Source organism: Streptomyces sp. NBC_01669 (assembly GCF_026339735.1).
GTDB classification, from domain to species: Bacteria; Actinomycetota; Actinomycetes; order Streptomycetales; family Streptomycetaceae; genus Streptomyces; species Streptomyces yanii.
This window is the reverse complement of the sequence record NZ_JAPEQG010000001.1, coordinates 3,048,773-3,070,662: the sequence shown is the minus strand read 5'-3', so window position 1 is coordinate 3,070,662 and position 21,890 is coordinate 3,048,773. Positions and strand designations below refer to the sequence as shown.

The 21,890-nt window shown below is 69.6% G+C and carries 21 protein-coding genes; 12 read left to right on the top strand and 9 right to left on the bottom strand.

The genetic code is table 11. The annotated features are described in order from the left end of the window. The first annotated feature begins 18 nt into the window (after positions 1-18). Genes OG972_RS13410 through OG972_RS13395 form a run of 4 tightly spaced genes read left to right on the top strand, consistent with a single transcriptional unit; the run spans position 19 to position 3,734 of the window. Positions 19-948 (top strand): ABC transporter ATP-binding protein, encoded by a 930-nt coding sequence (locus tag OG972_RS13410; protein WP_266981318.1) that lies wholly within the window; start codon positions 19-21, stop codon positions 946-948. Position 949: 1 nt separating this feature from the next. After that, complete coding sequence (locus tag OG972_RS13405; RefSeq protein WP_266981317.1) at positions 950-1,744, top strand: ABC transporter permease; 795 nt, start codon at positions 950-952, stop codon at positions 1,742-1,744. A 32-nt stretch (positions 1,745-1,776) separates the two neighbouring features. Further along, complete coding sequence (locus OG972_RS13400) at positions 1,777-3,060, top strand: sensor histidine kinase (protein WP_266981316.1); 1,284 nt, start codon at positions 1,777-1,779, stop codon at positions 3,058-3,060. Positions 3,061-3,083: 23 nt separating this feature from the next. Further along, the gene (locus tag OG972_RS13395) at positions 3,084-3,734 is read left to right on the top strand and encodes a response regulator transcription factor (protein WP_266981315.1); all 651 of its coding nucleotides are present in this window, start codon (positions 3,084-3,086) and stop codon (positions 3,732-3,734) included. Between the two features lie 24 nt (positions 3,735-3,758). Here the strand turns inward: OG972_RS13395 and glgX are convergent, their stop codons facing one another. After that, positions 3,759-5,939, bottom strand: a complete 2,181-nt coding sequence (gene glgX, locus OG972_RS13390) for a glycogen debranching protein GlgX (protein ID WP_266990461.1) — start codon at positions 5,937-5,939, stop codon at positions 3,759-3,761. 585 nt (positions 5,940-6,524) lie between these two features. Here glgX and OG972_RS13385 point away from each other — a divergent pair. The 5 genes from OG972_RS13385 (at position 6,525) to OG972_RS13365 (ending at position 11,831) form a co-directional block, all read left to right on the top strand. After that, a complete protein-coding gene (locus OG972_RS13385) occupies positions 6,525-7,778 on the top strand; it encodes an Ig-like domain-containing protein (protein ID WP_266981314.1) in 1,254 nt (417 codons plus the stop codon). Positions 7,779-7,865: 87 nt separating this feature from the next. Next, positions 7,866-8,633, top strand: a complete 768-nt coding sequence (locus OG972_RS13380; protein WP_266981313.1) for an enoyl-CoA hydratase/isomerase family protein — start codon at positions 7,866-7,868, stop codon at positions 8,631-8,633. Between the two features lie 251 nt (positions 8,634-8,884). Next, entirely contained in the window at positions 8,885-9,400 is a 516-nt protein-coding gene (locus tag OG972_RS13375) for an ATP-binding protein (RefSeq protein WP_266981312.1), read from the top strand. Between the two features lie 425 nt (positions 9,401-9,825). Then, positions 9,826-10,638 carry a polysaccharide deacetylase family protein gene (locus tag OG972_RS13370; RefSeq protein WP_266981311.1) on the top strand — a complete coding sequence of 271 codons (813 nt, stop codon included), beginning with the start codon at positions 9,826-9,828 and terminating at the stop codon, positions 10,636-10,638. Further along, positions 10,638-11,831, top strand: a complete 1,194-nt coding sequence (locus tag OG972_RS13365; RefSeq protein WP_266981310.1) for a YncE family protein — start codon at positions 10,638-10,640, stop codon at positions 11,829-11,831. Before OG972_RS13370 ends, OG972_RS13365 begins: the two co-directional genes overlap by 1 nt. Positions 11,832-11,851: 20 nt before the next feature. Here OG972_RS13365 and OG972_RS13360 read toward each other — a convergent pair whose 3' ends face one another. Then, positions 11,852-12,490 (bottom strand): GNAT family N-acetyltransferase, encoded by a 639-nt coding sequence (locus tag OG972_RS13360; protein ID WP_266981309.1) that lies wholly within the window; start codon positions 12,488-12,490, stop codon positions 11,852-11,854. Positions 12,491-12,633: 143 nt separating this feature from the next. Here OG972_RS13360 and OG972_RS13355 point away from each other — a divergent pair, with 143 nt between their 5' ends. Further along, positions 12,634-12,849 carry an EF-hand domain-containing protein gene (locus tag OG972_RS13355; RefSeq protein ID WP_037690105.1) on the top strand — a complete coding sequence of 72 codons (216 nt, stop codon included), beginning with the start codon at positions 12,634-12,636 and terminating at the stop codon, positions 12,847-12,849. A gap of 215 nt (positions 12,850-13,064) precedes the next feature. Here the strand turns inward: OG972_RS13355 and OG972_RS13350 are convergent, their stop codons facing one another. Then, complete coding sequence (locus OG972_RS13350; RefSeq protein ID WP_266981307.1) at positions 13,065-14,552, bottom strand: carboxylesterase/lipase family protein; 1,488 nt, start codon at positions 14,550-14,552, stop codon at positions 13,065-13,067. 75 nt (positions 14,553-14,627) lie between these two features. Further along, positions 14,628-15,077 carry a hypothetical protein gene (locus tag OG972_RS13345; protein WP_266981305.1) on the bottom strand — a complete coding sequence of 150 codons (450 nt, stop codon included), beginning with the start codon at positions 15,075-15,077 and terminating at the stop codon, positions 14,628-14,630. On the opposite strand from OG972_RS13345, the gene OG972_RS13340 reads away from it, so the two are divergent. Continuing rightward, entirely contained in the window at positions 15,027-15,350 is a 324-nt protein-coding gene (locus tag OG972_RS13340; RefSeq protein WP_266981303.1) for a CdaR family transcriptional regulator, read from the top strand. The two genes, OG972_RS13345 and OG972_RS13340, sit on opposite strands and share 51 nt — an antisense overlap. A 44-nt stretch (positions 15,351-15,394) precedes the next feature. Here the strand turns inward: OG972_RS13340 and OG972_RS13335 are convergent, their stop codons facing one another. From OG972_RS13335 to OG972_RS13325, 3 genes are all read right to left on the bottom strand, one after another. Then, positions 15,395-16,375: a terpene synthase family protein gene (locus OG972_RS13335; protein ID WP_266981301.1), complete on the bottom strand. Its 981-nt coding sequence runs from the start codon at positions 16,373-16,375 to the stop codon at positions 15,395-15,397. Positions 16,376-16,748: 373 nt separating this feature from the next. After that, positions 16,749-17,423, bottom strand: coding sequence for a DUF6445 family protein (locus tag OG972_RS13330; protein WP_266981299.1), 675 nt, complete (start codon positions 17,421-17,423; stop codon positions 16,749-16,751). A gap of 107 nt (positions 17,424-17,530) precedes the next feature. After that, positions 17,531-18,493 carry a YafY family protein gene (locus tag OG972_RS13325; RefSeq protein ID WP_266981297.1) on the bottom strand — a complete coding sequence of 321 codons (963 nt, stop codon included), beginning with the start codon at positions 18,491-18,493 and terminating at the stop codon, positions 17,531-17,533. A 75-nt stretch (positions 18,494-18,568) separates the two neighbouring features. Between OG972_RS13325 and OG972_RS13320 the strand changes: the two genes are divergently transcribed. Further along, on the top strand, positions 18,569-19,051 hold the full coding sequence (locus tag OG972_RS13320) for a hypothetical protein (RefSeq protein ID WP_266981295.1): 483 nt from the start codon (positions 18,569-18,571) through the stop codon (positions 19,049-19,051). Positions 19,052-19,241: 190 nt separating this feature from the next. Here OG972_RS13320 and OG972_RS13315 read toward each other — a convergent pair whose 3' ends face one another. Both OG972_RS13315 and OG972_RS13310 read right to left on the bottom strand, forming a co-directional pair. After that, positions 19,242-19,508 (bottom strand): hypothetical protein, encoded by a 267-nt coding sequence (locus OG972_RS13315; RefSeq protein WP_266981293.1) that lies wholly within the window; start codon positions 19,506-19,508, stop codon positions 19,242-19,244. Positions 19,509-20,355: 847 nt separating this feature from the next. Continuing rightward, positions 20,356-21,738, bottom strand: coding sequence for an L-serine ammonia-lyase (locus tag OG972_RS13310; RefSeq protein ID WP_266981291.1), 1,383 nt, complete (start codon positions 21,736-21,738; stop codon positions 20,356-20,358). Positions 21,739-21,890 lie beyond the last annotated feature (152 nt).

The following is a 21,890-nucleotide window of genomic DNA, read 5'->3' as shown; positions in this document are numbered from 1 at the left end:
GACGGGACCCTCGTACCCATGGCAATCATCGAAGTGAACGCGGTGCACAAGGCCTACGCCGGGCGCACCGCGGTGGACGGCGTGACGTTCGCCGTCGACGAGGGGGAGATCTTCGGGATTCTCGGCCCCAACGGCGCGGGCAAGACCACGACCGTCGAATGCGTCGAGGGTCTGCGGATCCCCGACGCCGGTACGGTCCGGGTCGCCGGACTCGACCCTGTCGCCGACCACGACCGGGTGACGCGCCTGCTCGGCGCCCAGCTCCAGGAGAGCGAACTGCAGGCCAAGCTCACGGTCCGCGAGGCACTGGAGCTGTACAGCGCATTCCATCCGGACCCCGCCGACTGGCGGTCCCTGGCCGAACGGCTCGGTCTGCACACCAGGCTCACCACCCGGTTCGCCAAGCTGTCGGGCGGTCAGAAGCAGCGGCTGTCCATTGCCCTTGCGCTGATCGGCAACCCGCGGGCCGTGGTGCTCGACGAGCTGACCACCGGACTCGATCCGCGGGCCCGCCGTGACACCTGGCAACTGATCGAAGAGGTGCGCGACAGCGGCGTGACCGTCCTCCTCGTCACCCACTTCATGGAGGAGGCCCAGCGGCTCTGCGACCGGATCGCCGTGATCGACAAGGGGCGGGTCGTCGCCCTCGACACCCCGTCCGGCCTGATCCGCAAGGCCGGCAGTTCCACCGTCATCTCCTTCACCCCCTCGCAACCGCTCGCCCCCGACGATCTGGCGGCGCTCCCCGCAGCGGCATCGGTCGAGCAGAAGGGCGGCCGGATCGTCATCAACGGCACCGACGAGACCGTCAACGCGGTGATCTCGCTGCTGGCCCGGCACCGCATCACCGCACATCAACTGCGCGTCTCCGAAGCGACCTTGGACGACGCCTTCCTCGACCTCACCGAGACACGGACAGAAGCAGCAGACACGGAACAGGCGGCCTGAGATGACCACACCTCTCGCATCGAACCCTCCGGCCCCCACCGCCCCCTCTTCTGCTTCGGCCCCCTCCCTCGCCGTCCTCACCTGCGAGGCCCGGCTCTTCCTCCGCGAACCCGGCAGCCTCTTCTGGATCCTCGTCTTCCCGACCGTCCTCCTGACGATCCTCGGTCTGGTCCCGTCCTACCGGGAAGCCGACGACGGCCTCGGCGGCCGCCGCGTCATCGACCTGTATGTGCCGGTGGCCGTACTGCTCGCCATGATCATGTCCGGGCTCCAGGCCATGCCACCCGTCCTTGCCGGCTATCGCGAACGGGGCATCCTGCGCCGTATGTCGACCACTCCGGTACGTCCGTCCGCCCTGCTCACCGCACAGATCGCCTTGCACGGCGCCGCCGCCCTGGGCTCGGCCGTGCTGGCCCTGGCCGTCGGCCGGATCGCCTTCGACGTGCGGCTGCCCGGTCAGCCCGCCGGCTACCTGCTCGCCCTGCTTCTGGCGACCGCGAGCGTCCTCGCCCTCGGCGCCATGGTCAGCGCGCTCTCCCGGACCACCAAGGTCTCCGCCGCCGTCAGCTCGGTCGTCTACCTCGTGATGATGTTCACCGCGGGGGTCTGGCTACCGGTCCAGGCGATGCCCGAAGTCCTCCGCCGGATCGTCGAGTGCACTCCCTTCGGCGCGGCCTCCCAGGCGCTGGACCGGGCGGCCTCAGGCGGCTGGCCGGGCTGGATGCATCTGGGGGTGATGGCCCTGTGGACGGTCCTGCCGGCTGCCGCGGCCGGCCGCTGGTTCAAGTGGGAGTAACGCATCCGGCCGGTCCGGGGCAGACTGCCCCCATGGGAACGGGGCACACCGGCGGGGATGCCGCAGCGGTCACCACGGCCGAGCAGGGGTGGGAACAGTTCTACCGGTTCGGGCCGTACGGTCTGCTCGGGCTGGCCACCATCGTCTCGGCGATGTCCGCCGACCTCATCATGAGCCGTACCGGGATGTACGTGGCCGGGGTGCTGGTCCCGGTGGCGCTGGCGCTCCAGCTCTGGTGGAGCTGGAGCCGCCACCGGCCTGCTGGGCGGTCGCGGGCCGCGCAGCTCTACTTCGCCGTACGCACGGTCCTCGCCTTCGTACTGACCTGGTGCAACCCGTTCTTCTCCATGTTCGCGCTCCTCGGCTACTTCGACGCGGCGCGCCTCCTCCCCAAGCGGGCCGCACGCGTCGGGATGCTGGCCACCGCCGTCACCATGGCGGGCTCCCAGTGCGGCAGCGGTTTCCCGCCGGACACGTTGACGAACTGGACGGCCTTCGGCATCCTCCTCGCCCTGCACAGCACCCTCGTCCTCGTCTTCGCACAGATCGACACCCGGCAGGCCGAGCACGCCCGCACCCAGATCGACACCATCGCCGAACTGGAGTCCGCCAACGCCCGTCTCGAACAGGCCCTGGCGGAGAACGCGGGCCTGCACGCCCAACTCCTCGTCCAGGCCCGCGAGGCGGGCGTCGCCGACGAGCGGAGCCGGCTGGCCGCGGAGATCCACGACACCATCGCCCAGGGGCTGACCGGCATCATCGCCCAGCTCCAGGCGGTCACCTCCACCGCCGATTCCGACCCGGCGCTGGCCCGCAAGCACCTCGACCGCGCTGCCGCGCTCGCCCGCCACAGCCTCGGCGAGGCACGCCGGTCCGTGCGCAATCTGGTCCCCGCCGCACTGGCCCACGACGACCTTCCCGAAGCGCTCGAGAAGACCGTCGCGAGCTGGGCGGAACGGGTCGGCGTACGAGCGGAGTTCACGGTGACCGGCACCGCCGAACCGCTGCACGACGAGGTCGGGGCCACGCTGCTGCGGATCGCGGAGGAGGCCCTCGCCAACGCGGGACGCCACTCCGGGGCCTCCCGGGTCGGCGTCACGCTCTCCTTCATGGGCGACGAAGTCACCCTGGACGTACGGGACGACGGCTGCGGCTTCGATCCGGTGGCCCTGCCGCCGTACCGGGGAACGGACGGTTTCGGTCTCAGCGGCATGCGCGCCCGCGCCGAACGGATCGCGGGCGCCGTCGTGGTGGAGTCGGAACCGGGCAACGGAGCAGCCGTTTCCGCCCGCGTCCCCCTCGTGCCTCACCAATGACCAGGGCGTACGGTGGGACCGCCATGGCTGACGAGACCGCACGCACCATCACCCTCATCGTCGTCGACGACCACCCCGTCGTACGGGACGGTCTGCGCGGCATGTTCGCATCGGCCCCCGGCTTCGAGGTGCTCGGCGAGGCGGCCGACGGCGTCGAGGGAGTCGATCTGGCCACCCGGCTCGACCCCGACGTCGTCCTGATGGACCTGCGGATGCCCGGCGGCGGCGGGGTCGCCGCGATCGCCGAGCTCACTCGGCGCGGCGCACGTTCCAAGGTGCTCGTCCTCACCACGTACGACACCGACTCCGACACCCTGCCCGCGATCGAGGCGGGCGCGACCGGCTATCTGCTCAAGGACGCGCCCCGCGAAGAGCTCTTCACCGCCGTGCGCGCCGCCGCCGATGGACGCACCGTGCTGTCGCCCGCGGTCGCCTCCCGGCTCCTCGCGCGGGTACGCAGCCCCGGCGCCGCGGGCCACGAGGCGCTGTCCGCACGGGAGCGCGAGGTGCTCGAACTGGTCGCCAAGGGAACCTCGAACCGGGAGATCGCCGCCGAACTGTTCATCAGCGAGGCGACGGTGAAGAGCCATCTCACGCACATCTTCGCGAAACTGGGCGCCAAGGACCGCGCCGCGGCCGTCGCGACCGCCTACGAGCGCGGCATCCTCGGCTGAGCCGGCCGTCCGCCCTGTTCCGCATCACTCCCTGACGCGCAGCAGCACCACAGCCCTCGCCGGCACCGTCAGCATCTCGGAGCCGCGGTGCACGGTCCCCGGAGCGGTGGACTGGTCCTCCCGCGAGGTGTCCAGCACCAGTTCGTACGCCTGCGCCCACGGCGGACCGGGAAGCCGGAAGCTGCTCGGGCGGTCGGCGGCGTGCAGGATCGCCAGGAAGCTGTCGTCCGTGACCTGTTCGCCGCGCGCGTCCCGGCCCGGGATGTCACGCCCGGAGAGATAGAGCCCGACGGTCGCGGCCGGTGCGTACCAGTCCTCCTCCGTCATCTCCGTCCCCTGCCGGGTGAACCACGCGAGGTCCCGCAGCCCGTCCGCGGCCTGCGGCCGGCCGGAGAAGAAGGCGCGGCGGCGCAGCACCGGATGGGTGTGGCGCAGCGCGAGCAGCCGCGCCGTCAGTTCGGTCAGTTCCCGCCACTGCGGCTGGTCGAGCAGCGACCAGTCCAGCCAGCCGATCTCGTTGTCCTGGCAGTAGGCGTTGTTGTTGCCGCCCTGCGTCCGGCCCATCTCGTCGCCCGCGACCAGCATCGGCACCCCGGTCGACAGCAGCAGGGTGGTGAGCAGATTGCGCAGCTGGCGGCGGCGCAGCGCGTTGATCCCGGGGTCGTCGGTCTCGCCCTCGGTGCCGCAGTTCCAGGCCCGGTTGTCCGACGTGCCGTCCCGGTTGCCCTCGCCGTTGGCCTCGTTGTGCTTCTGCTCGTAACTGACCAGATCACGCAGCGTGAAGCCGTCGTGCGCGGTGATGAAGTTGACCGATGCGTACGGGCGGCGGCCACCCCACGCGTACAGATCGCTGGATCCGGTCAGCCGGTAGCCGAGGTCCCGTACGTCGGGCAGGGCGCCGCGCCAGAAGTCCCGTACGGCATCCCGGTAGCGGTCGTTCCACTCCGTCCACAGCGGAGGAAAGGCTCCGACCTGGTAGCCGCCGTTGCCGATGTCCCATGGCTCCGCGATGAGCTTCACCCGCCGCAGCACCGGGTCCTGGGCGATCACCGCGAGGAACGGGGACAGCATGTCGACGTCGTGCATCGAGCGGGCCAGCGCCGCCGCCAGATCGAAGCGGAAGCCGTCGACGCCCATCTCGGTGACCCAGTACCGCAGCGAGTCCGTGATCAGCCGCAGCACATGCGGCTGCACCACATGCAGGGTGTTTCCGCAGCCGGTGTAGTCGGTGTATCTCCGGGCGTCGGACTGAAGCCGGTAGTAGCCGCGATTGTCGATGCCGCGCAGCGACAGCATCGGACCCAGCTCACTCGCTTCCGCCGTGTGGTTGTAGACCACGTCGAGGATGACCTCGATCCCGGCGTCGTGCAGCGCCCGCACCATCCGCTTGAACTCGCCGACCTGCTGGCCTCCCGTACCGCTCGCCGAGTAGTCCGCGTGCGGGGCGAAATAGCCGATGGAGTTGTATCCCCAGTAGTTGTGCAGGCCGCGCCGCAGCAGGTGGTCCTCGTGGGCGAACTGATGCACCGGCAGCAGTTCCACCGCCGTCACGCCGAGCCGCGTCAGATGGCCGATGGCCGCCGGGTGGGCGAGTCCGGCGTACGTGCCCCGGAGCTCCTCCGGGATCTCCGGGTGCCGCTTGGTGAAGCCACGCACATGCAGTTCGTAGATGACGGAGTCGGCCCACGGGGTCTTGGGGCGCCGGTCCTCCGCCCAGTCGTCGTCATCGTGGACGACGACACCCTTCGGTACGTACGGAGCGGAGTCCCGTTCGTCCCGGACGGTGTCGGCGACCTGTTGCTGCGGCCAGTCCCGCACATGGCCGTAGACCTCGGCCGGCAGGGTGAACGAGCCGTCCACCGCACGTGCGTACGGATCGAGCAGCAGTTTCGCCGGGTTCCAGCGGGCACCCGTCCAAGGGTCCCAGCGGCCGTGCACCCGGTAGCCGTACCGCTGACCCGGCTGTACACCCGGCACGAAACCGTGCCAGATCTCATGGGTCAGCTCGGTCAGCGGGAGGCGGGTCTCGTCCCCCTCCTCGTCGAAGAGACAGAGCTCGACCGCCTCGGCCCCGCCCGCCCAGAGCGCGAAGTTGGTGCCCGCCACCCCGTCCGGGCCCACCCGGAAACGGGCTCCGAGCGGCATCGGCGCACCGGGCCACACGGCCGGAGGCCGCTGTCCGCCGTGGAGCACCCGCTTTTCCACCGGGCCGGTCCCCGCCTCGGTCCCCGCCTCCTTCGACGTCCGCTCCAGAACCTTCCTGACCGACTCCCGCACTGCCTCCTGCTCGGCTGCGCTCGACACCTCTCAGCCTCCCGCGGCTCATCGGACCCGGCGCCGAAGAGGAGCGCACGGCGTCCCGGCCGCGGCTCCCCGAATGTGGTCCTCCCCTCTGTTCTGCCCACAGCGGGGCCCGCACTCACGTTTCCCCCGGCAGGCCCTGGTCGTTGCGGGGGCGTGAACCACAACGCGAGGAAGGCAGGGGTGAGCACGGTCACCGCGCTGACATGGGCAGGACCGCTCGCCGCACTGGCCGCGCCGTCCGTACCGACCGGCTGCGCCCATGCGGAATCCTTTGACGGGCCGGCCGGGCACCCTCGCGCCCCTACCAGGCGTCACATGGTGGAGTCCTGGGACAACTTGGGACTGAACGGTGACATCCTTGGGGGGATCTCTCAAAGGTCCGTGTGATTTCCTTTCGCTAGCGCGCATGTGCAGCGCGCGGGGGTAGGAGCCTGCAGGCTCCCGGGGCCATGGCGGGGCCAGGCCGTGTGAGGGGAGACGACCACATTGAACGGGCAGCCGATATCGGGGACATCGGTCGGGGCGGACAGCGGACGGCGTGGTCGGGGGACCACCGGACTGCTGGCTCTGGTACTGGGTGCGCTGCTGTTGCTGGTGACGGCGTGCGGCGGGGGAGACACCGACGCCGGGGACAAGGGCGGGAAGAGCGGCGGCGGCAGGAGCGCGGACACGACCGCCTCGCAGGCGGTGGTGACCGTCGCGCCCAAGGACGGTGCCGACTCGGTCGCCACCAGCGGGGCGCTGAAGATCTCCGCCGAGCAGGGCAAGCTGACCACGGTCGAGGTCGCGGACCCCAAGGGCGTCGAGGTCGAGGGCAAGATCGCGGCGGACGGCGCGAGCTGGGAGCCCGAGCAGCACCTGGCCGCGGCGACGAAGTACACGGTCCACGCGATCGCCAAGGACGCCAAGGGCCGCGAGTCGGCCAAGGACACCACGTTCACCACGCTGGTCCCGAAGAACACCTTCATCGGGCAGTACACGCCGGAGGACGGTTCCACGGTCGGCGTCGGCATGCCGGTCTCGATCCACTTCACCCGCGGTATCACCGACCCCGAAGCGGTCGAGAAGGCCATCGAAGTGACGGCGGAGCCGGCGGTACAGGTCGAGGGCCACTGGTTCGGCAACGACCGCTTGGACTTCCGCCCGGAGAAGTACTGGGTCGCGGGCACCAAGGTGACCGTGAAGCTGAACCTCGACGGCGTCGAGGGACGCCCCGGGGTCTACGGCAAGCAGGCCAAGACGGTCTCGTTCACCATCGGCCGCAGCCAGGTCAGCCATGTCGACGCGAGCACGCACCGGATGAAGGTCGTCCGTGACGGCAAGCAGATCAAGAACATCCCGATCTCCGCGGGCGCCCCTGCGACCACCACGTACAACGGCCAGATGGTCATCAGCGAGAAGCTCAAGGTGACCCGGATGAACGGCGACACCGTCGGCTTCGGCGGCGAGTACGACATCAAGGACGTGCCGCACGCGATGCGTCTGTCCACGTCGGGCACGTTCATCCACGGGAACTACTGGGGCGCTCCCTATGTCTTCGGTTCGACCAACACCAGCCACGGCTGCGTCGGTCTGCAGGACGTGCGCGGCGCGTGGAGCAAGAAGACCCCGGCTGCCTGGTTCTTCGACAACTCGCTCATCGGCGACGTCGTGATCGTGAAGAACTCCCACGACAAGACCATCCAGCCGGACAACGGCCTCAACGGCTGGAACATGACCTGGGCGGAGTGGACCAAGTAGTTCGCGAAGCACGACATGACGGCGGGCCCGGTGCTGTGACCAACAGCACCGGGCCCGCCGTCGTTAGCGACGGTTAACCTGCCTCTCATGACCGTAACCCTCGAAGCAAGCGACGGCGTCGGCACGATCCGGCTGGACCGTCCGCCCATGAACGCCCTGGACGTCGCCACCCAGGACCGGCTGCGTGAACTCGCCGAGGAGGCGACGCGGCGCGACGATGTGCGCGCCGTCGTCCTCTACGGCGGTGAGAAGGTGTTCGCGGCGGGCGCGGACATCAAGGAGATGCAGGCGATGGACCACACGGCGATGGTCGTACGGTCCAAGGCGCTGCAGGACTCCTTCACCGCGGTGGCCCGCATCCCCAAGCCTGTCGTCGCCGCCGTCACCGGTTATGCGCTCGGTGGCGGCTGCGAGCTGGCGCTCTGCGCCGACTTCCGGATCGCCGCCGACAACGCCAAGTTGGGCCAGCCCGAGATCCTGCTCGGCCTGATTCCCGGCGCGGGCGGCACCCAGCGGCTGGCCCGGCTGGTCGGCCCGTCCAAGGCCAAGGACCTGATCTTCACCGGCCGTCACGTGAAGGCCGAAGAGGCGCTGGCGATCGGCCTGGTGGACCGGGTGGTGCCCGCGGCCGAGGTGTACGAGCAGGCGCACGCCTGGGCGGCCCGGCTGGCCAAGGGGCCGGCTCTCGCGCTGCGCGCGGCGAAGGAGTCGGTCGACGCGGGGCTGGAGACGGACATCGACACCGGTCTCACGATCGAGCGGAATTGGTTCGCCGGCCTGTTCGCCACCGAGGACCGTGAGCGCGGTATGCGCAGCTTTGTCGAAGAGGGACCGGGCAAGGCCAAGTTCCTCTGACCGAACGCCAGTTGGGTACAGACTGCCGCAGATTCATCCGTGCGAGCGGATTGGCTGAGCCTTAAGGGAACCTTAAGGCTCAGCGCTCGGATGACCCCGGCAACCCCGCGCGGACGGGGCATACGCGCAGGTCAGTGGCTATATCGAGCGTCGCATTCTGCCGCTGGCATATGCCTATCGACCACTACGGAATGTCCCATTCCGGGGTAGAGATTCCCTCGGAACGGCCCCGGAGTGCCCGCCGTGCGGCCATGATGGTGGACATGGCGGGCCTGGATGGTGTGGAACAGCCGCGACAACGCAGCGGCGCGACTGCGGCACGCTGGATGCCGGCTGTCGAGGACGAACAGGCGTTCAAGGCGCTGGAGTTGTTCGGAAATCCGGCGGAGGACGAAGTCAGGCTGCCCTCCCGTCCGGAGTCCGCGGCCACCGCCCGGCGGCTCACCTCCTGCGTGGTGCTGCGCCAGTGGGCGCTTTCCCCGCAGACCGCCGAGCATGCCGTTCTGCTCGTCTCGGAACTCGTCGGCAATGCGGTACGGCACACGGGCGCGCGCATTTTCGGACTGCGGATGCTGCGCCGCCGCGGCTGGATCCGGATCGAGGTGCGCGATCCCTCGCGCGGGCTGCCGTGCCTCATGCCGGTCCAGGAGATGGACATCAGCGGCCGCGGGCTCTTTCTCGTCGACAAGCTCTCCGACCGCTGGGGGGTGGATCTGCTGCCGCGCGGCAAGACCATCTGGTTCGAGATGCGGATCTCCGACCGCTGAGCCGATCCGGCCCCCGCCCCTGCGCCCTCTGTGACGACGCCCGGCACGACGCACAGAAGCCCCCGGTCGGCCGTGGTGCGGCGCTGCGGGGGCTTCTGTGTGGGGACCGTGAAATGGGGGGTGTGTTCACGGCCGCTCTGGACGACCTGGCCCGGGTCAATGGAGGTCGTGGAACCGACTATGGCAGATGGGCGACCCGGGATCCAAAGGAACTAATCGGATAAATCTGGTCACAACGTGACTCTTTGATACTGAATCGTAGGTGTGATGGGTCACTGGCCTGGCAATGCATGAATGATTATGTGGTTCGCCGGGTGAATCATCGAGTAATCGGGCCATTGGCGGCACTTCCTTCGCGACCCGGGAAGGAGTGTGAATGTGGGTGATTGTTATTTTTCTGACATTTCGCACCTACTGTTCTGCCCATGAAGGCCTCCGAGACGCCGGTCCACCGCCGCAGCACACTGCGTGCGGGTGCAGGGGCAGCCCTGGCCGGCGTCCTTGCGGCGGGATGTACGGACGAACGCGGCGCCGTCAACACCTCGGCGAAGACCCCGGCCACCACTCCCGCGACGACCCCCGGGGGCGCGAAGCCCCAGGCCCCGCACCCCGCGCCCGCCCCGCACCGCTTCCCCGGGCAGCCGGTCCAGATCGACCACGGTCCCCGTCACCGCGCCCGCGTCGCCCTCACCTTCCACGGCCAGGGCGACCCCGCCATCGCCCGGACCGTGCTCGCCGAGGCGGAACGGGCCCACGCCCGGATCACCGTCCTCGCCGTCGGCAGCTGGCTCGACGAGCACCCCGACATGGCCCGCCGGATCCTCGACGGCGGCCATGACCTCGGCAATCACACCCAGCACCATGCCGACATCTCGGCGATGGGCGAGTCCGAGGCATACGCGGAGATCACCGGCTGCGCCCAACGGCTGCGCCGGCTCACCGGCTCCATCGGCACCTGGTTCCGGCCCTCGCGTACCCAGCACGCCACCCCGCTCGTCCAGCGCCTCGCCCACCGGGCGGGCTACCCACACGTCCTCTCGTACGACGTGGACTCCCTCGACTTCACCTCTCCCGGCGCCGCGGCCGTCACCCGCAAGGTCGCCGGGGAGATCCGCAACGGATCGGTGGTGAGCCTGCATTTCGGCTACGCGGACACGGTCGCCGCACTGCCGGTCCTCCTCGCCGAAATCGACCGCCGCGGACTGCGCGCGGTGACGACCACGGAGCTGCTGACCTGATGCTCACCACCACGCGCACCGCGGCCCTGCTCGGCGGCATCCTCATCGCCGTCCTCGCGGGCTGTGGCACCCCAGCCGAGAAGGGGACGCCCGAGGCCGCCGACACCCCCGTCCAGGGGAACGCCACCCCGGAGCAAGCCGCCCCCGGACGCGTCACGTCGCCCGGACTCGCCGGGATGCCGCCGGTGCTCGATCCCAAGGACGTGTACGCGGCCGACCGGCCAGGAAATATGTCGCCGGCCGTCAAGGGCTTCCCGGCACGGATCTACGTACCCAACACCAACTCCAACACGGTGTCGGTGATCGACCCGAAGACGTACAAGGTCATCAAGACCATCCCGGTCGGACACCAGCCGCAGCACGTCGTCCCGTCCTGGGACCTGAAGACGCTCTGGGTGAACAACGACCTCGGCGACAGTCTCACGCCCATCGACCCCGCCACCGGGAAGCCCGGAAAGACGGTCCCCGTCTCCGACCCGTACAACCTGTACTTCACGCCGGACGGCAAGTACGCCATCGTGATGGCCTCGATGGACCGTGAGCTGGTCTTCCGCGATGCCCACACCATGAAGACGGCCAAGACCGTTCCAGTCGACTGCTCGGGCGTCAACCACGCCGACTTCTCCATGGACGGCCGGTACTTCATCGTCTCCTGCGAGTTCTCCGGCGAACTCCTCAAGGTCGACACGGCGAAGATGAAGATCGTCGGCCAGCAGAAGCTGCCGTTCAAGGGGGCCATGCCACAGGACGTGAAGCTGTCGCCGGACGGCAGTACGTTCTACATTGCGGACATGATCGCGAACGGCATGTGGGTGCTGGACGGGAAGAAGTTCACCACCCCGAAGCTGCTGCCCACCGGCAAGGGGGCCCACGGGCTGTACGTCAGCCGGGACTCCAAGGTGATGTACATCTCCAACCGCGGCGAAGGAACCATCTCCATCTTCGACTTCGCACGGAACAAGCTGACGAAGAAGTGGCGCCTGCCGAACGGCGGCAGCCCGGACATGGGCGGTGTCTCACCGGACGGCAAGGTCCTCTGGCTGTCGGGGCGTTACAACGCCGAGGTGTACGCGATCGACACGGCCACCGGAAAGCAGCTCGCCCGGATCCCGGTGGGCAGCGGACCGCACGGACTCGCCGTCTATCCGCAGCCGGGCCGCTACTCGCTCGGCCACACCGGCGTCTTCCGCTGACCCGCCGCAGAGTCCGTGACTCAGCCCGCGACCAGCAGCGCCTCCGAGCCCACCGGACGGTAGCCCGCCGCCTGGAACGTCCGCACACTGCGGGCGTTCCCCGGCGACTGCTGCGCCCATACCACCTCGTCCGGCACCAGGTGCCGGGCCGCCCGCGCCAGGCGCTCCCCGAGGCGGCGGCCGCGCGCCTCCTCCGCCACCTCGATCGCCGTCTCCCATCGCCCGGCGACCCCACGGCCGAGGATCAGCACCCCGCCGTCGGCGGCCCAGACCCGGACCTCGTCGCGGAACTTCATCGCCCGCGCCACCCGCGGGTGTTCCGGGTCCTCGATCTCGCGGAGCCCGATCCCCGGCTCGCCCGGCAGCGCGCCCGCGACGGTCAGCAGATCGATGGTGTTCATGTGCCGTCCGGTACGGGCCAGCAGCGCGCCCAGGAAGTGCGGATTCATCGTCGCGGCGAGCGCGTCGCCCGGGGTGCCGGCCAGCGTGGCCCGTACCCAGTCCGGATCCTCGTCGGTGAACACCACCGAGTGCGCGGTGAAGGCCAGCACCCCGGCGTCCCGTGCGTTCGGCTGTGCCACCACGGTCGTGGAACCGTCCGGCGGCGGGAACCGCCCGTGTGCGGCAGCCGTCAGGATCTGGGCCAGTGCGTCGGTCATGAAGTGTTCCCCTCCCGGGTTCCCGGTCCTGTCCGCCGTCCGCGGACACCCCACCCATGATCGACGACCGGCCGCCGCAATCGGTCCCTCTCGCGCCCGTTAATCTGACCCCCGTCAGTTAGGCATTACGAAGGGGCGGAACAGTGGCGGACATCGAGTCGGCGCGCAAGGCGTTCGAGCGGTACGACCTGAACGGCGACGGTCTGATTTCGGCCGCCGAGTACAAGAGCGTGATGGCTCAGCTGGGTGACCCCTACGTCACCGAGCCGGTGGCCCAGGCCGTCATCAACTCCCACGACACGAACGGTGACGGTCTCCTCACCTTCGACGAGTTCTGGGCTGCCCAGAACAAGGGCTGATCGCCGGAAGGACCCCCGGCCCTGCCCGGCCGGGGTCCGCCGGACCACCGGCCGCTCAACCCTGCGGGCGGACGGCTTCCGCCGGAGCGGCGACAGGGCGGCGACGGGGCGGAACCGTTCACGCACCTGTCCGGCCCGCGGCAGCGCAGCATTCGCGGGCAGCCGCGGATCAGCCGGATCCGCCCCGTGCGCGCGCCACCGGGCCCGTGGGGACCCTACGGCCTCTCTTCCCGGTACGGTGTCCAGCCGCGCAGTTCGTCGTTGCGCGGGGCGTGCACCACCGCGGGCGCACCGGGGCCGAAGACCATCACCGGACGGGACGCGTCCCAGGACGGCCAGCCGGGGTCGCCGGTCGCGGCGAACCGCACCCAGGCCGCATGCATCGCGTCGGCCAGCTCCTGCGGGGCGTTCTCGCCGGTCAGGGCCATGGCGTCGGGCCGGTCCAGGGTGTCGAAGACGAAGCCGATCTCCAGTGCGTGACAGGCACCGAGCCGTCGTACCGGCGTCCGCCAGCCGAACTCGTACAGGAAGGTGCGGCCGGAACTGCCGCTGCGGGCGTCGGCCAGCCGGTTCAGCGGGACGCGCAGCAGAAGATCGGTGGCGAGCGCACCGAGCAGTTCCCCCGGAGTGGCTCCGGGCCGGTTCGCGTGGTACGTACGCGCTGTGGCGCCCGGCACCTTGAACTTCAGCAGCGCCAGACGGAGTGTGAAGCGGCTCAACCGTTCGGTCAGCCCGCTGGGGACGAACCAGAGCCGGTACTCCTCGGTGTTCGTCCCCATCAGCAGATCGATCCCGTCGGCAGCACCCTCGCGCAGGGCCTCGGCAGGGTCGTGGGGCAGCAGATCACCGTCCACCACGATCTGGAAGGAGTTCCCACCGGTCAGCGGGGTGCCGCCGCCCGTCACCTCGGTCTGCGCGGCCAGCAGTCCGGCCGGGTCGACCGCGGCCAGAGCCTCGGCCGTCGCCGCGACGCCCAGCCGCTTCGCGATCAGCTCCGTGGTACCCCGGCCGGCCTCCGGGGAGAGCGCCGCCGGCGCACCGCTCTGCAGCACCGCCCGCCGGAACAGTCCTTGTGAGCGCGGCGCGGCGAGCAGCGCCCCGATGGAGATCGCGCCTGCCGACTCGCCGCACACCGTGACCTGCCGCGGATCGCCGCCGAAGGCCGCGATGTTCTGCCGCACCCACTCCAGGGCCGCCAGTTGGTCGAGCAGACCGCGATTGGCGGGGGCGTCGGGGAAGACGCCGAACCCTTCGATACCGAGACGGTAGTTGACCGACACGAGCACCACGCCGTCACGGGCGAACGCCGCCCCGTCGTACAGCTCCACGGCCGACGAACCGTGCAGCAGCGAACCGCCGTGGATCCAGACGATGACGGGCAGCCCGGCCCGGGCGGGGGAGGGAGTCCACACATTGAGGTTGAGGCAGTCGTCGCCCGGCACTTCGGGGTCGGGCAGCAGTTCGTCCAGCGGAGGGGAGTAGGGCCGCTTGGGTGCGGTGGGCCCGAACGCCACCGCCTCCCGCACGCCGTCCCAGCGCTCCGGTGGCTCCGGCGCCCGGAAGCGACGGGGGCCGACCGGCGCGGCCGCGTACGGGATGCCGCGGAAGACGGCGACGCCCTGTTCGAGCGCACCGCGCACCACGCCGTGGACCGTACTGACCAGCGGAGATGTCTCGGCCATCGGGGGAGGTGCGGCAGTCATGAGGTGGCTTCAGCCCTTCTGTGGCGCGGCGGGGGCGGTCATGGCGGATTCTGCCTCCGGGCGGGCGGGACGCGATCAGGACGAGGCGGTCAGGGCCCGCTTGAGGACCTTGCCGGTGGGGCCGAGCGGCAGCGCCTCGGTGAACCGGACGATCCGCGGGTACGTGTGCCGGCCGAGCCGCTCCCGGGACCAGGCGATGAGTTCGTCCGCCGTCACCGGGTCGGCGTCCGTGCGCGCCACGACGACCGCGCAGATCTCCTCGCCGCGCTTCTCGTCCGGTACCCCGATCACCGCCACCTCGGAGACCGCCGGATGCCGGACGAGCACCTCTTCGACCTCGCGCGGATAGATGTTGACCCCGCCCCGGATGACCAGTTCCTTCTTCCGGTCGACGATCGACAGGAAGCCGTCCGCGTCCCGCACTCCGAGATCAAGAGCGGTGGGGCGGCGGCGTTCGACGACCGGCTCGCCGAGGTGCTCCTCGTCGGCCGGCCCGAGATCGCCGAACGCATCGTCACCGCCCATCTCGACGCCGTCCTGGACACGGCGGCCGAACGCGAGGCGCTGCTCTCCACGCTGCGGGTCTGGCTCGACAACGGGTGTTCGGCGGCGCGCGCCGCCGAGCTGCTGTACTGCCACCGCAACACGGTCCTCAACCGGATCGGCCGCATCGCCGAACTCACCGGTCGTTCCGCCGAGTCGGGCGAGGTCCGGCTCGGCTGGGCGCCGGCCCTGCGCGCCCTGCCGCTGATGGGCGCCGGTGGCGAGCCGGCGCCCCTGGACGGCTACTTCGGTTGAACGGTGCACGATTGGCTGGATCCGGCCCTCCGGACCTGTGCGGGTCAGGCGGCGAAGTTCCGGGACAGCGCGTGCTGTTCGTCGATTTCCATCAGGTCGGGGCGGGTGTACCGCTCCGCCCGTGCGTGGTAGTCGAAGTCCCCGCGAACGAGCCCCCGGTAGTCCTGGATACAGCGCTCCAGCGCGGCGCGCGCAGGGCCGTCGATATGAGCCGCCTCCATCTCCTCGACGAGTTCCTTCTCCGATCGCTGCACCCGGTCGGCGATCCCCGCCAGCCATGTCCCGGCCTCGTCGACGGCCTCCTGGACCGAGCAGCGGCGGTCCCGCTGGATGAGCCGGACCATATTGTGCTCGTATCCGAGCACGGCTTCCTTCTCGAACGAGCAGATGTCGTTGCAGAGCCCCGAGTGATCGGTCACCGAATTGCGTAGCGTGATATACGCGGGAAGGGATCGGGCGGATTCCGGGAGATCTATTCCGGCAGTGATCTCGTGCAGATCGAGGAACGGCTGCATGGCCACCGAATCGCGGCGGTGCTTCACGAAGTCGGCCATGCTCGGCACATGACCCGCGGCCCGGTCGACGGCCTCCGCGTAGTACGTCCACAGCCAGGCGACGGTGTCCCGGCGGAACTGCCGGACCCAGCGCGGCGACCGCCCCTCGCAGGTCCGCCGCGTGAGGCCGTCGAGCGCGTGCTCCATGGGACCGTTCGGCGCGCCGGCGCCGTCGAGCACGTCCACCAGTCGGGCGATCGCCTCCTCGCACAGGTGCGGGTCGCGGCCGGCGGGCCCGTCGTCGAACTCGTCGTCGACCAGGAACGCCCAGAAAAGCCACTGGCAGAAGAGGTCGAGGTGTTCCTGCGACGCGGCCGGGAATATGAGTGATATCCAGAGCTCGGGACGCGTACGGACCATTTTCTTCTGAGCCGCCGGAGACAGGACCAGGTCATTGTCGTCCGCCCAGTCCCAGGCGGCCTGTTTGGTCTTCTGAATTCCGGGGTTGCAGCCCGTGCTCTCGAACGGCATATGAAAATCTGGAAGCGCAAGTTTGCTCATGGTGCCCCTCGTCTGAACGTTACGAACAGGGAATGGGAATGAGTCGAATTCGCGAATCAATGCAGGCGGCGGGTGGTCGATTCTCGGGGAGTTCCTCGCTGTCCTCTTTCCTCCGCCGGGGCCGGGCGTCCGAGCCGGGCCTTGGGCCCTCGGCAGCGGACGGCGCCGTGATGGCGATCGCGTCACCACTCGTCACGTCCAGTGAACCCCCAGAGCACGGCCGAGGGAAGCTGTTTGTGACCGAAAGGGCATGATCGCAATGAACACCTGTTCGCTTACGAGTAGGACGACTGCGAGAGGGGAGGTCCGACGGCGCGGGGCGGGGGCAGGCGTGCCGGCGGGGTCAGCCGGCCATCCAGAAGAAGACGGCCGTCATCCGCTTCTCTGCGAGTGTCCGGCCCCAGTAGCCGGTGGCGCTGTGGATCATGTTGGCGGAGTAGAGCAGCAACCGGTTGGCGCGGTGCGGGACCCTGATGTCCTCGGTGAAGGCGTCCGGCGCCACGAAACGAGTGCCCAGCGCGTCGACGAGGTTGTTGTGCGGCGCGATTACCTGATTCCCGCCCAGCGAGCCGCCGGGCAGGCTCTGGCGGTAGAAGCTGGTCCCGCAGTCCTTGGGCACCTTCGGGTTGAGATAGAGCACCGCGGCGTAACGGCAGAGCGTGCGCGAATCGGTGTGGGGGCGCGACTCGCACTCGCCCTCTCCGACGATCTGGACGCAGTTGTGATTGAACGTGCCGCCGCTGGCGGGACGTTCGACCCAGATCTTCCCGGCGCCGGTTTCCCTCTTCACCAGCCCTTCCACCCGCGCCAGTTCATCCGGTTCCAGCGCGGGCATGGCGCGCAGCCCCGGCCAGCTCTCCGGCTTCGCCGGATAGCCCTCCGCCCAGTCGTCCCGGTCCAGGCAGCGCTCCCGCACGGCCTCCGGGTCCGGCAGCACGTCGTCCAGCACCCAGTAGTCGCGTCCGCGCGTCGGCTTGCGGTAGGGAAGCACCGGTAGAGAAAAAGGAGTTGAGGGCATGGGAGGGAACGTAGCGGCGCCTCGTCCGGCCGCTCGCCACGGAAGGGGTCAACCTTCTGCCAAGAATGTTCCATGCGCAGGACCCCGCGAGGGCGGTCCGCGGCTCCTCAGGAACTCCGGGGCCGGTACACGTCGGCCAGGGTGCGGGCCGCTTCGTACAACCCGTCCCGCAGTTGTGGGGGCTCCAGTACCTCGACGTCCGGGCCGAGGACGAGGAACATCCCGATCGCGTGCTCGAGCGACTCCGTGGGCAGCACCGCCCGCGACCAGCCGTCCCGCTCGGGCACGGCTGTCTCGGCAAAGGCCTGCGCGGCGGCCCCGGTGAACCGGGAGGACGCGCCGGGAGCCACCCGAACGACTGCCTCGCCCTGGTGCAGCCGGGCGTGGAAGTCCTCCTGCGCCAGGCGCCAGTGCTCGGCCAGATCGAATCCGTCCGGTATCTCGACCGTGTCGTCCGAGACGCGCAGTTCCAGGATCTGGTCGACCCGGAAGGTGCGCGGGCCGGGCCCGGCGACCAGGTACCAGCGCCCGGCCTTGAGTACCAGGCCGTACGGGTCCAGTGTGCGGTCGACCTCGGTCGGGGCCTTCCACCGCCGGTAGCGGACCATCAGTCTCCGCCCGGTCCACACGGCCTCCGCGACCTCGGGAAGATGGCGCAGGTCGTCCACCTCCGCGTACCAGCCGGGAGCGTCCAGATGGAAACGGGCCCGCATCCGGTCGGCCTCGGCGCGCAGGTCGGGCGGCAGCGCGGCACGCAGCTTGAGCTGGGAGGAGGCGAGCGCGGACCCGAGCCCCAGCGCGGCGGCCGGCCCGGGCAGCCCGCCGAGGAACAGGCTCTGCGCCTCGTCCTCGCTCAGCCCGGTGAGCCTCGTGCGGTACCCGCCGAGGAGTCGGTAACCGCCGTGATGCCCGGCGTCGCCGTAGAGCGGGACACCTGCGGCGTGGAGAGCCTCGATGTCCCGGTACACGGTCCGTACGGAGACCTCGAATTCCCGCGCGAGCTCGTCGGCGGTGACACGGCCCCTGGTCTGGAGCAGGAGGAGGATCGCGAGCAGGCGGCTGGACTTCACTGACACAGGATGTCAGTGAAATGCGCCTAGTTTCCCCCGGGTCGGCACACGCACCGGACACGGAAGGCCCCACTCATGACCAGCTCCACCCGCACCGCCACCCCCGTATCGACGGACTTCGACTTCCTGGTCGGCGAATGGGACGTCACCAACCGCCGGCGGACCGACTTCCTGGACGAGGCGAGCGAGTGGGAAGAATTCCCGGCCGTCAGCCACGGCACACGGCACTTCGACGGGGGTGCCAACTTCGACGAGATCGAGTTCCCGACGAAGGGCTTCGCGGGTCTCACCCTGCGTCTCTTCGACCCGGAGACACGGCTCTGGGCGCTCCACTGGGCCGACCGCCGCACGGGGCGTCTGTTTCCACCGGTGGTCGGCGGCTTCGAGGATGGTCGGGGCGAGTTCTACGGTGACGACACACACGAGGGCAAGCCCGTACGTGTCCGCTTCATCTGGTCCGGCATCACAGCGGATTCGGCCCACTGGGAGCAGGCGTTCTCCGTGGACGACGGCGGCACCTGGGTCACCAACTGGCACATGGATCTCACCCGGCGCTGAGACGAGCGACGCCGTCGCTGCCCGCAACCCGGGCCGCCGCACCGGCACTCCGACGCCCACCTCGACCACACGTGTCCGCGGCGAGCGGTGAAGCGCCCCGATCAGGACCGGCAACAGGTGGCTGAGCCCCCTGGGGGCTCACCCACCTGTGTTCTCGGTCCGGGACCCGACCGGATCAGGTCCGATCAGGTCATCTCAGGTGGAGCTTGAGCTGATGGTTGTGCTCTGTGTGCTCGACCACGACTCCGGTGACCACCTCACCCAACTCGGGCCAGATCACCGTGGAGCCACCGGCACCGCCGTGGCGCATTCCCGCTACATCCGCGAAAGCACAACTCCCTTGCGCACCCGCGACCGAAATGAAGATTCCGAAGGGAGCGACCTCGTCGACGGTGCCGTCAACCGTGGACCCGTAAGGGTACTTTCGCTTGACGGCATCCCACTCTTCACTTGTCATCGATGCCACAGCCTTTCGTATGTGTTCAGCTGACCGAACGCTGTGGTCGGGATCGGCACTTCAAGTCCGCCGCCAGGTAGCCGTTGTCCTTCTGGTGCCGGCCCAGGCCCGGCTGCGGCGCCTTGAACAGGCAAACGTAGCCGTCGCTGGGACAGTTGACCTTCCTTCAGGTGGCGGTTCGTCCATTAATTCCGCTCGCTCGACCAAAGTGAATCGCTTTGTGTATGACCCGCGGATCTGCACCGAATGCATGCGCAAGATGAATGCGCACCATCGAAAGACGGAATTCCATCCCGTGAGTTTCCCGAGACCGCCGAGGCCCCCGCGGCCGCCCGTATCTCTCACGCAGCGAGCCCGGTGATGCGAGGCTCGGGCACGGCGTCAGGCTGCACCCTCGCGATTCGCGGCGCCGGCGGTGCGGGACGGGATGTGGACTTCGTCGCCGACACCGGCGCTGATACGCCACCACAGGGCCGGCGGGCCGTGGACGGCCCTTCCGGCAGCCTGGGTCGGCCGATCAGTGAGGGCGTTTCCATCCCCCGTTGATTTTCCCACGGTGATCCGGGGCGGGGGCATGACAGCGCTGGTGGCTGCTGCACCCCCGGGGGGCGTCCCCGCACGGTCGTGCTTGCGAAGGCAGGAGAGACAGCCCGTGCGTGAGCGAGGCGTGAGACGACAGGGAAGCAGCGGCCGGACCGAGCTTCATCGGGTGGCTGAGAGCCGGCTGGACCGCCCCTGATCAGGTACGGAAGGTCCCGGGGGCGTTTCAGGGACCTTCCGCCGTGCAAGCATGGAAGGTCCTGATCAGCGCCGATAGATTCGAAGGCGCTGATCAGGACCTATACGATCAGCACTCGATGATGTTCACCGCGAGCCCGCCGCGCGCGGTCTCCTTGTACTTCACGCTCATGTCCGCGCCCGTCTCCTTCATGGTCTTGATGACCTTGTCGAGGGAGACCTTGTGGCTGCCGTCGCCGCGCAGCGCCATCTTCGCTGCGGTGACCGCCTTGACCGCCGCCATGCCGTTGCGCTCGATGCAGGGGATCTGGACGAGACCGCCGACCGGGTCGCAGGTCAGGCCCAGGTTGTGCTCCATGCCGATCTCGGCGGCGTTCTCGACCTGTTCGGCGGAGCCGCCGAGGACCTCGGCGAGTGCTCCCGCGGCCATCGAGCAGGCGGAGCCGACCTCGCCCTGGCAGCCGACCTCGGCGCCGGAGATCGAGGCGTTCTCCTTGAACAGCATGCCGATGGCACCGGCCGCGAGGAGGAAGCGGACGATGCTGTCCTCCTTCTCGGCCTCGGTGGCGCCGCCCGCGGCGAAGTTCATGTAGTAGTGCAGCACGGCCGGGATGATGCCGGCTGCGCCGTTGGTGGGGGCGGTGACGACGCGGCCACCCGCGGCGTTCTCCTCGTTGACCGCCATCGCGTAGAGGGTGATCCACTCCATCGAGTGGGCCTGCGGGTCGCCCTCGGCGCGCAGCTGGCGTGCGGTGTTCGCGGCGCGGCGGCGGACCTTCAGGCCACCGGGGAGGATGCCCTCGCGGGCCATGCCGCGCGATACGCATGCCTGCATGACCCGCCAGATGTCCAGCAGGCCGGAGCGGATCTCCTCCTCCGTCCGCCAGGCACGCTCGTTCTCCAGCATGAGGGAGGAGATCGACAGGCCGGTGTCGCGGGAGAGCCGCAGCAGTTCGTCGCCGGTGCGGAAGGGGTGCTTCAGGACGGTGTCGTCGAGAACGATCCGGTCCTCGCCCACCGCGTCCTCGTCGACGACGAAGCCGCCGCCGACGGAGTAGTAGGTCTTCTCCAGCAGCGGGGCGCCGTCGTGGTCGAACGCGAAGATCGTCATGCCGTTGGCGTGGTACGGGAGCGCCTTGCGGCGGTGCAGGACCAGCTGCTCGTCGGCGTCGAAGTCGATCTCGTGCATGCCCAGCAGGTTGAGCCGGCCCGAGGAGCGGATCGCGGCCACCCGGTCGTCGGCGGACTCCACGTCGACGGTACGGGGGGACTCGCCCTCCAGACCGAGCAGGACGGCCTTGGGTGTGCCGTGGCCGTGGCCCGTGGCGCCGAGCGAGCCGAACAGCTCGGCGCGTATGGAAGCGGTGTGGGCGAGCAGGCCCTCGTTCTTCAGGCGGCGCGCGAACATACGGGCCGCGCGCATCGGGCCGACCGTATGGGAGCTGGACGGGCCGATGCCGATCGAGAACAGGTCGAAGACCGAGATGGCCACGGTGTGACTCCTAAGGGGTTGGTAGACGCCGTTGTCTGCCGGGTGGTGCGGTACGGACCGGTCGGTCCGAAGAGCAGCGGGACAAGGGTTGGGGCACCGCGCTCACTGTCCAGTGTGCGCGGTGCCCCGCCCCAAACGTGCGAAAAGTGACC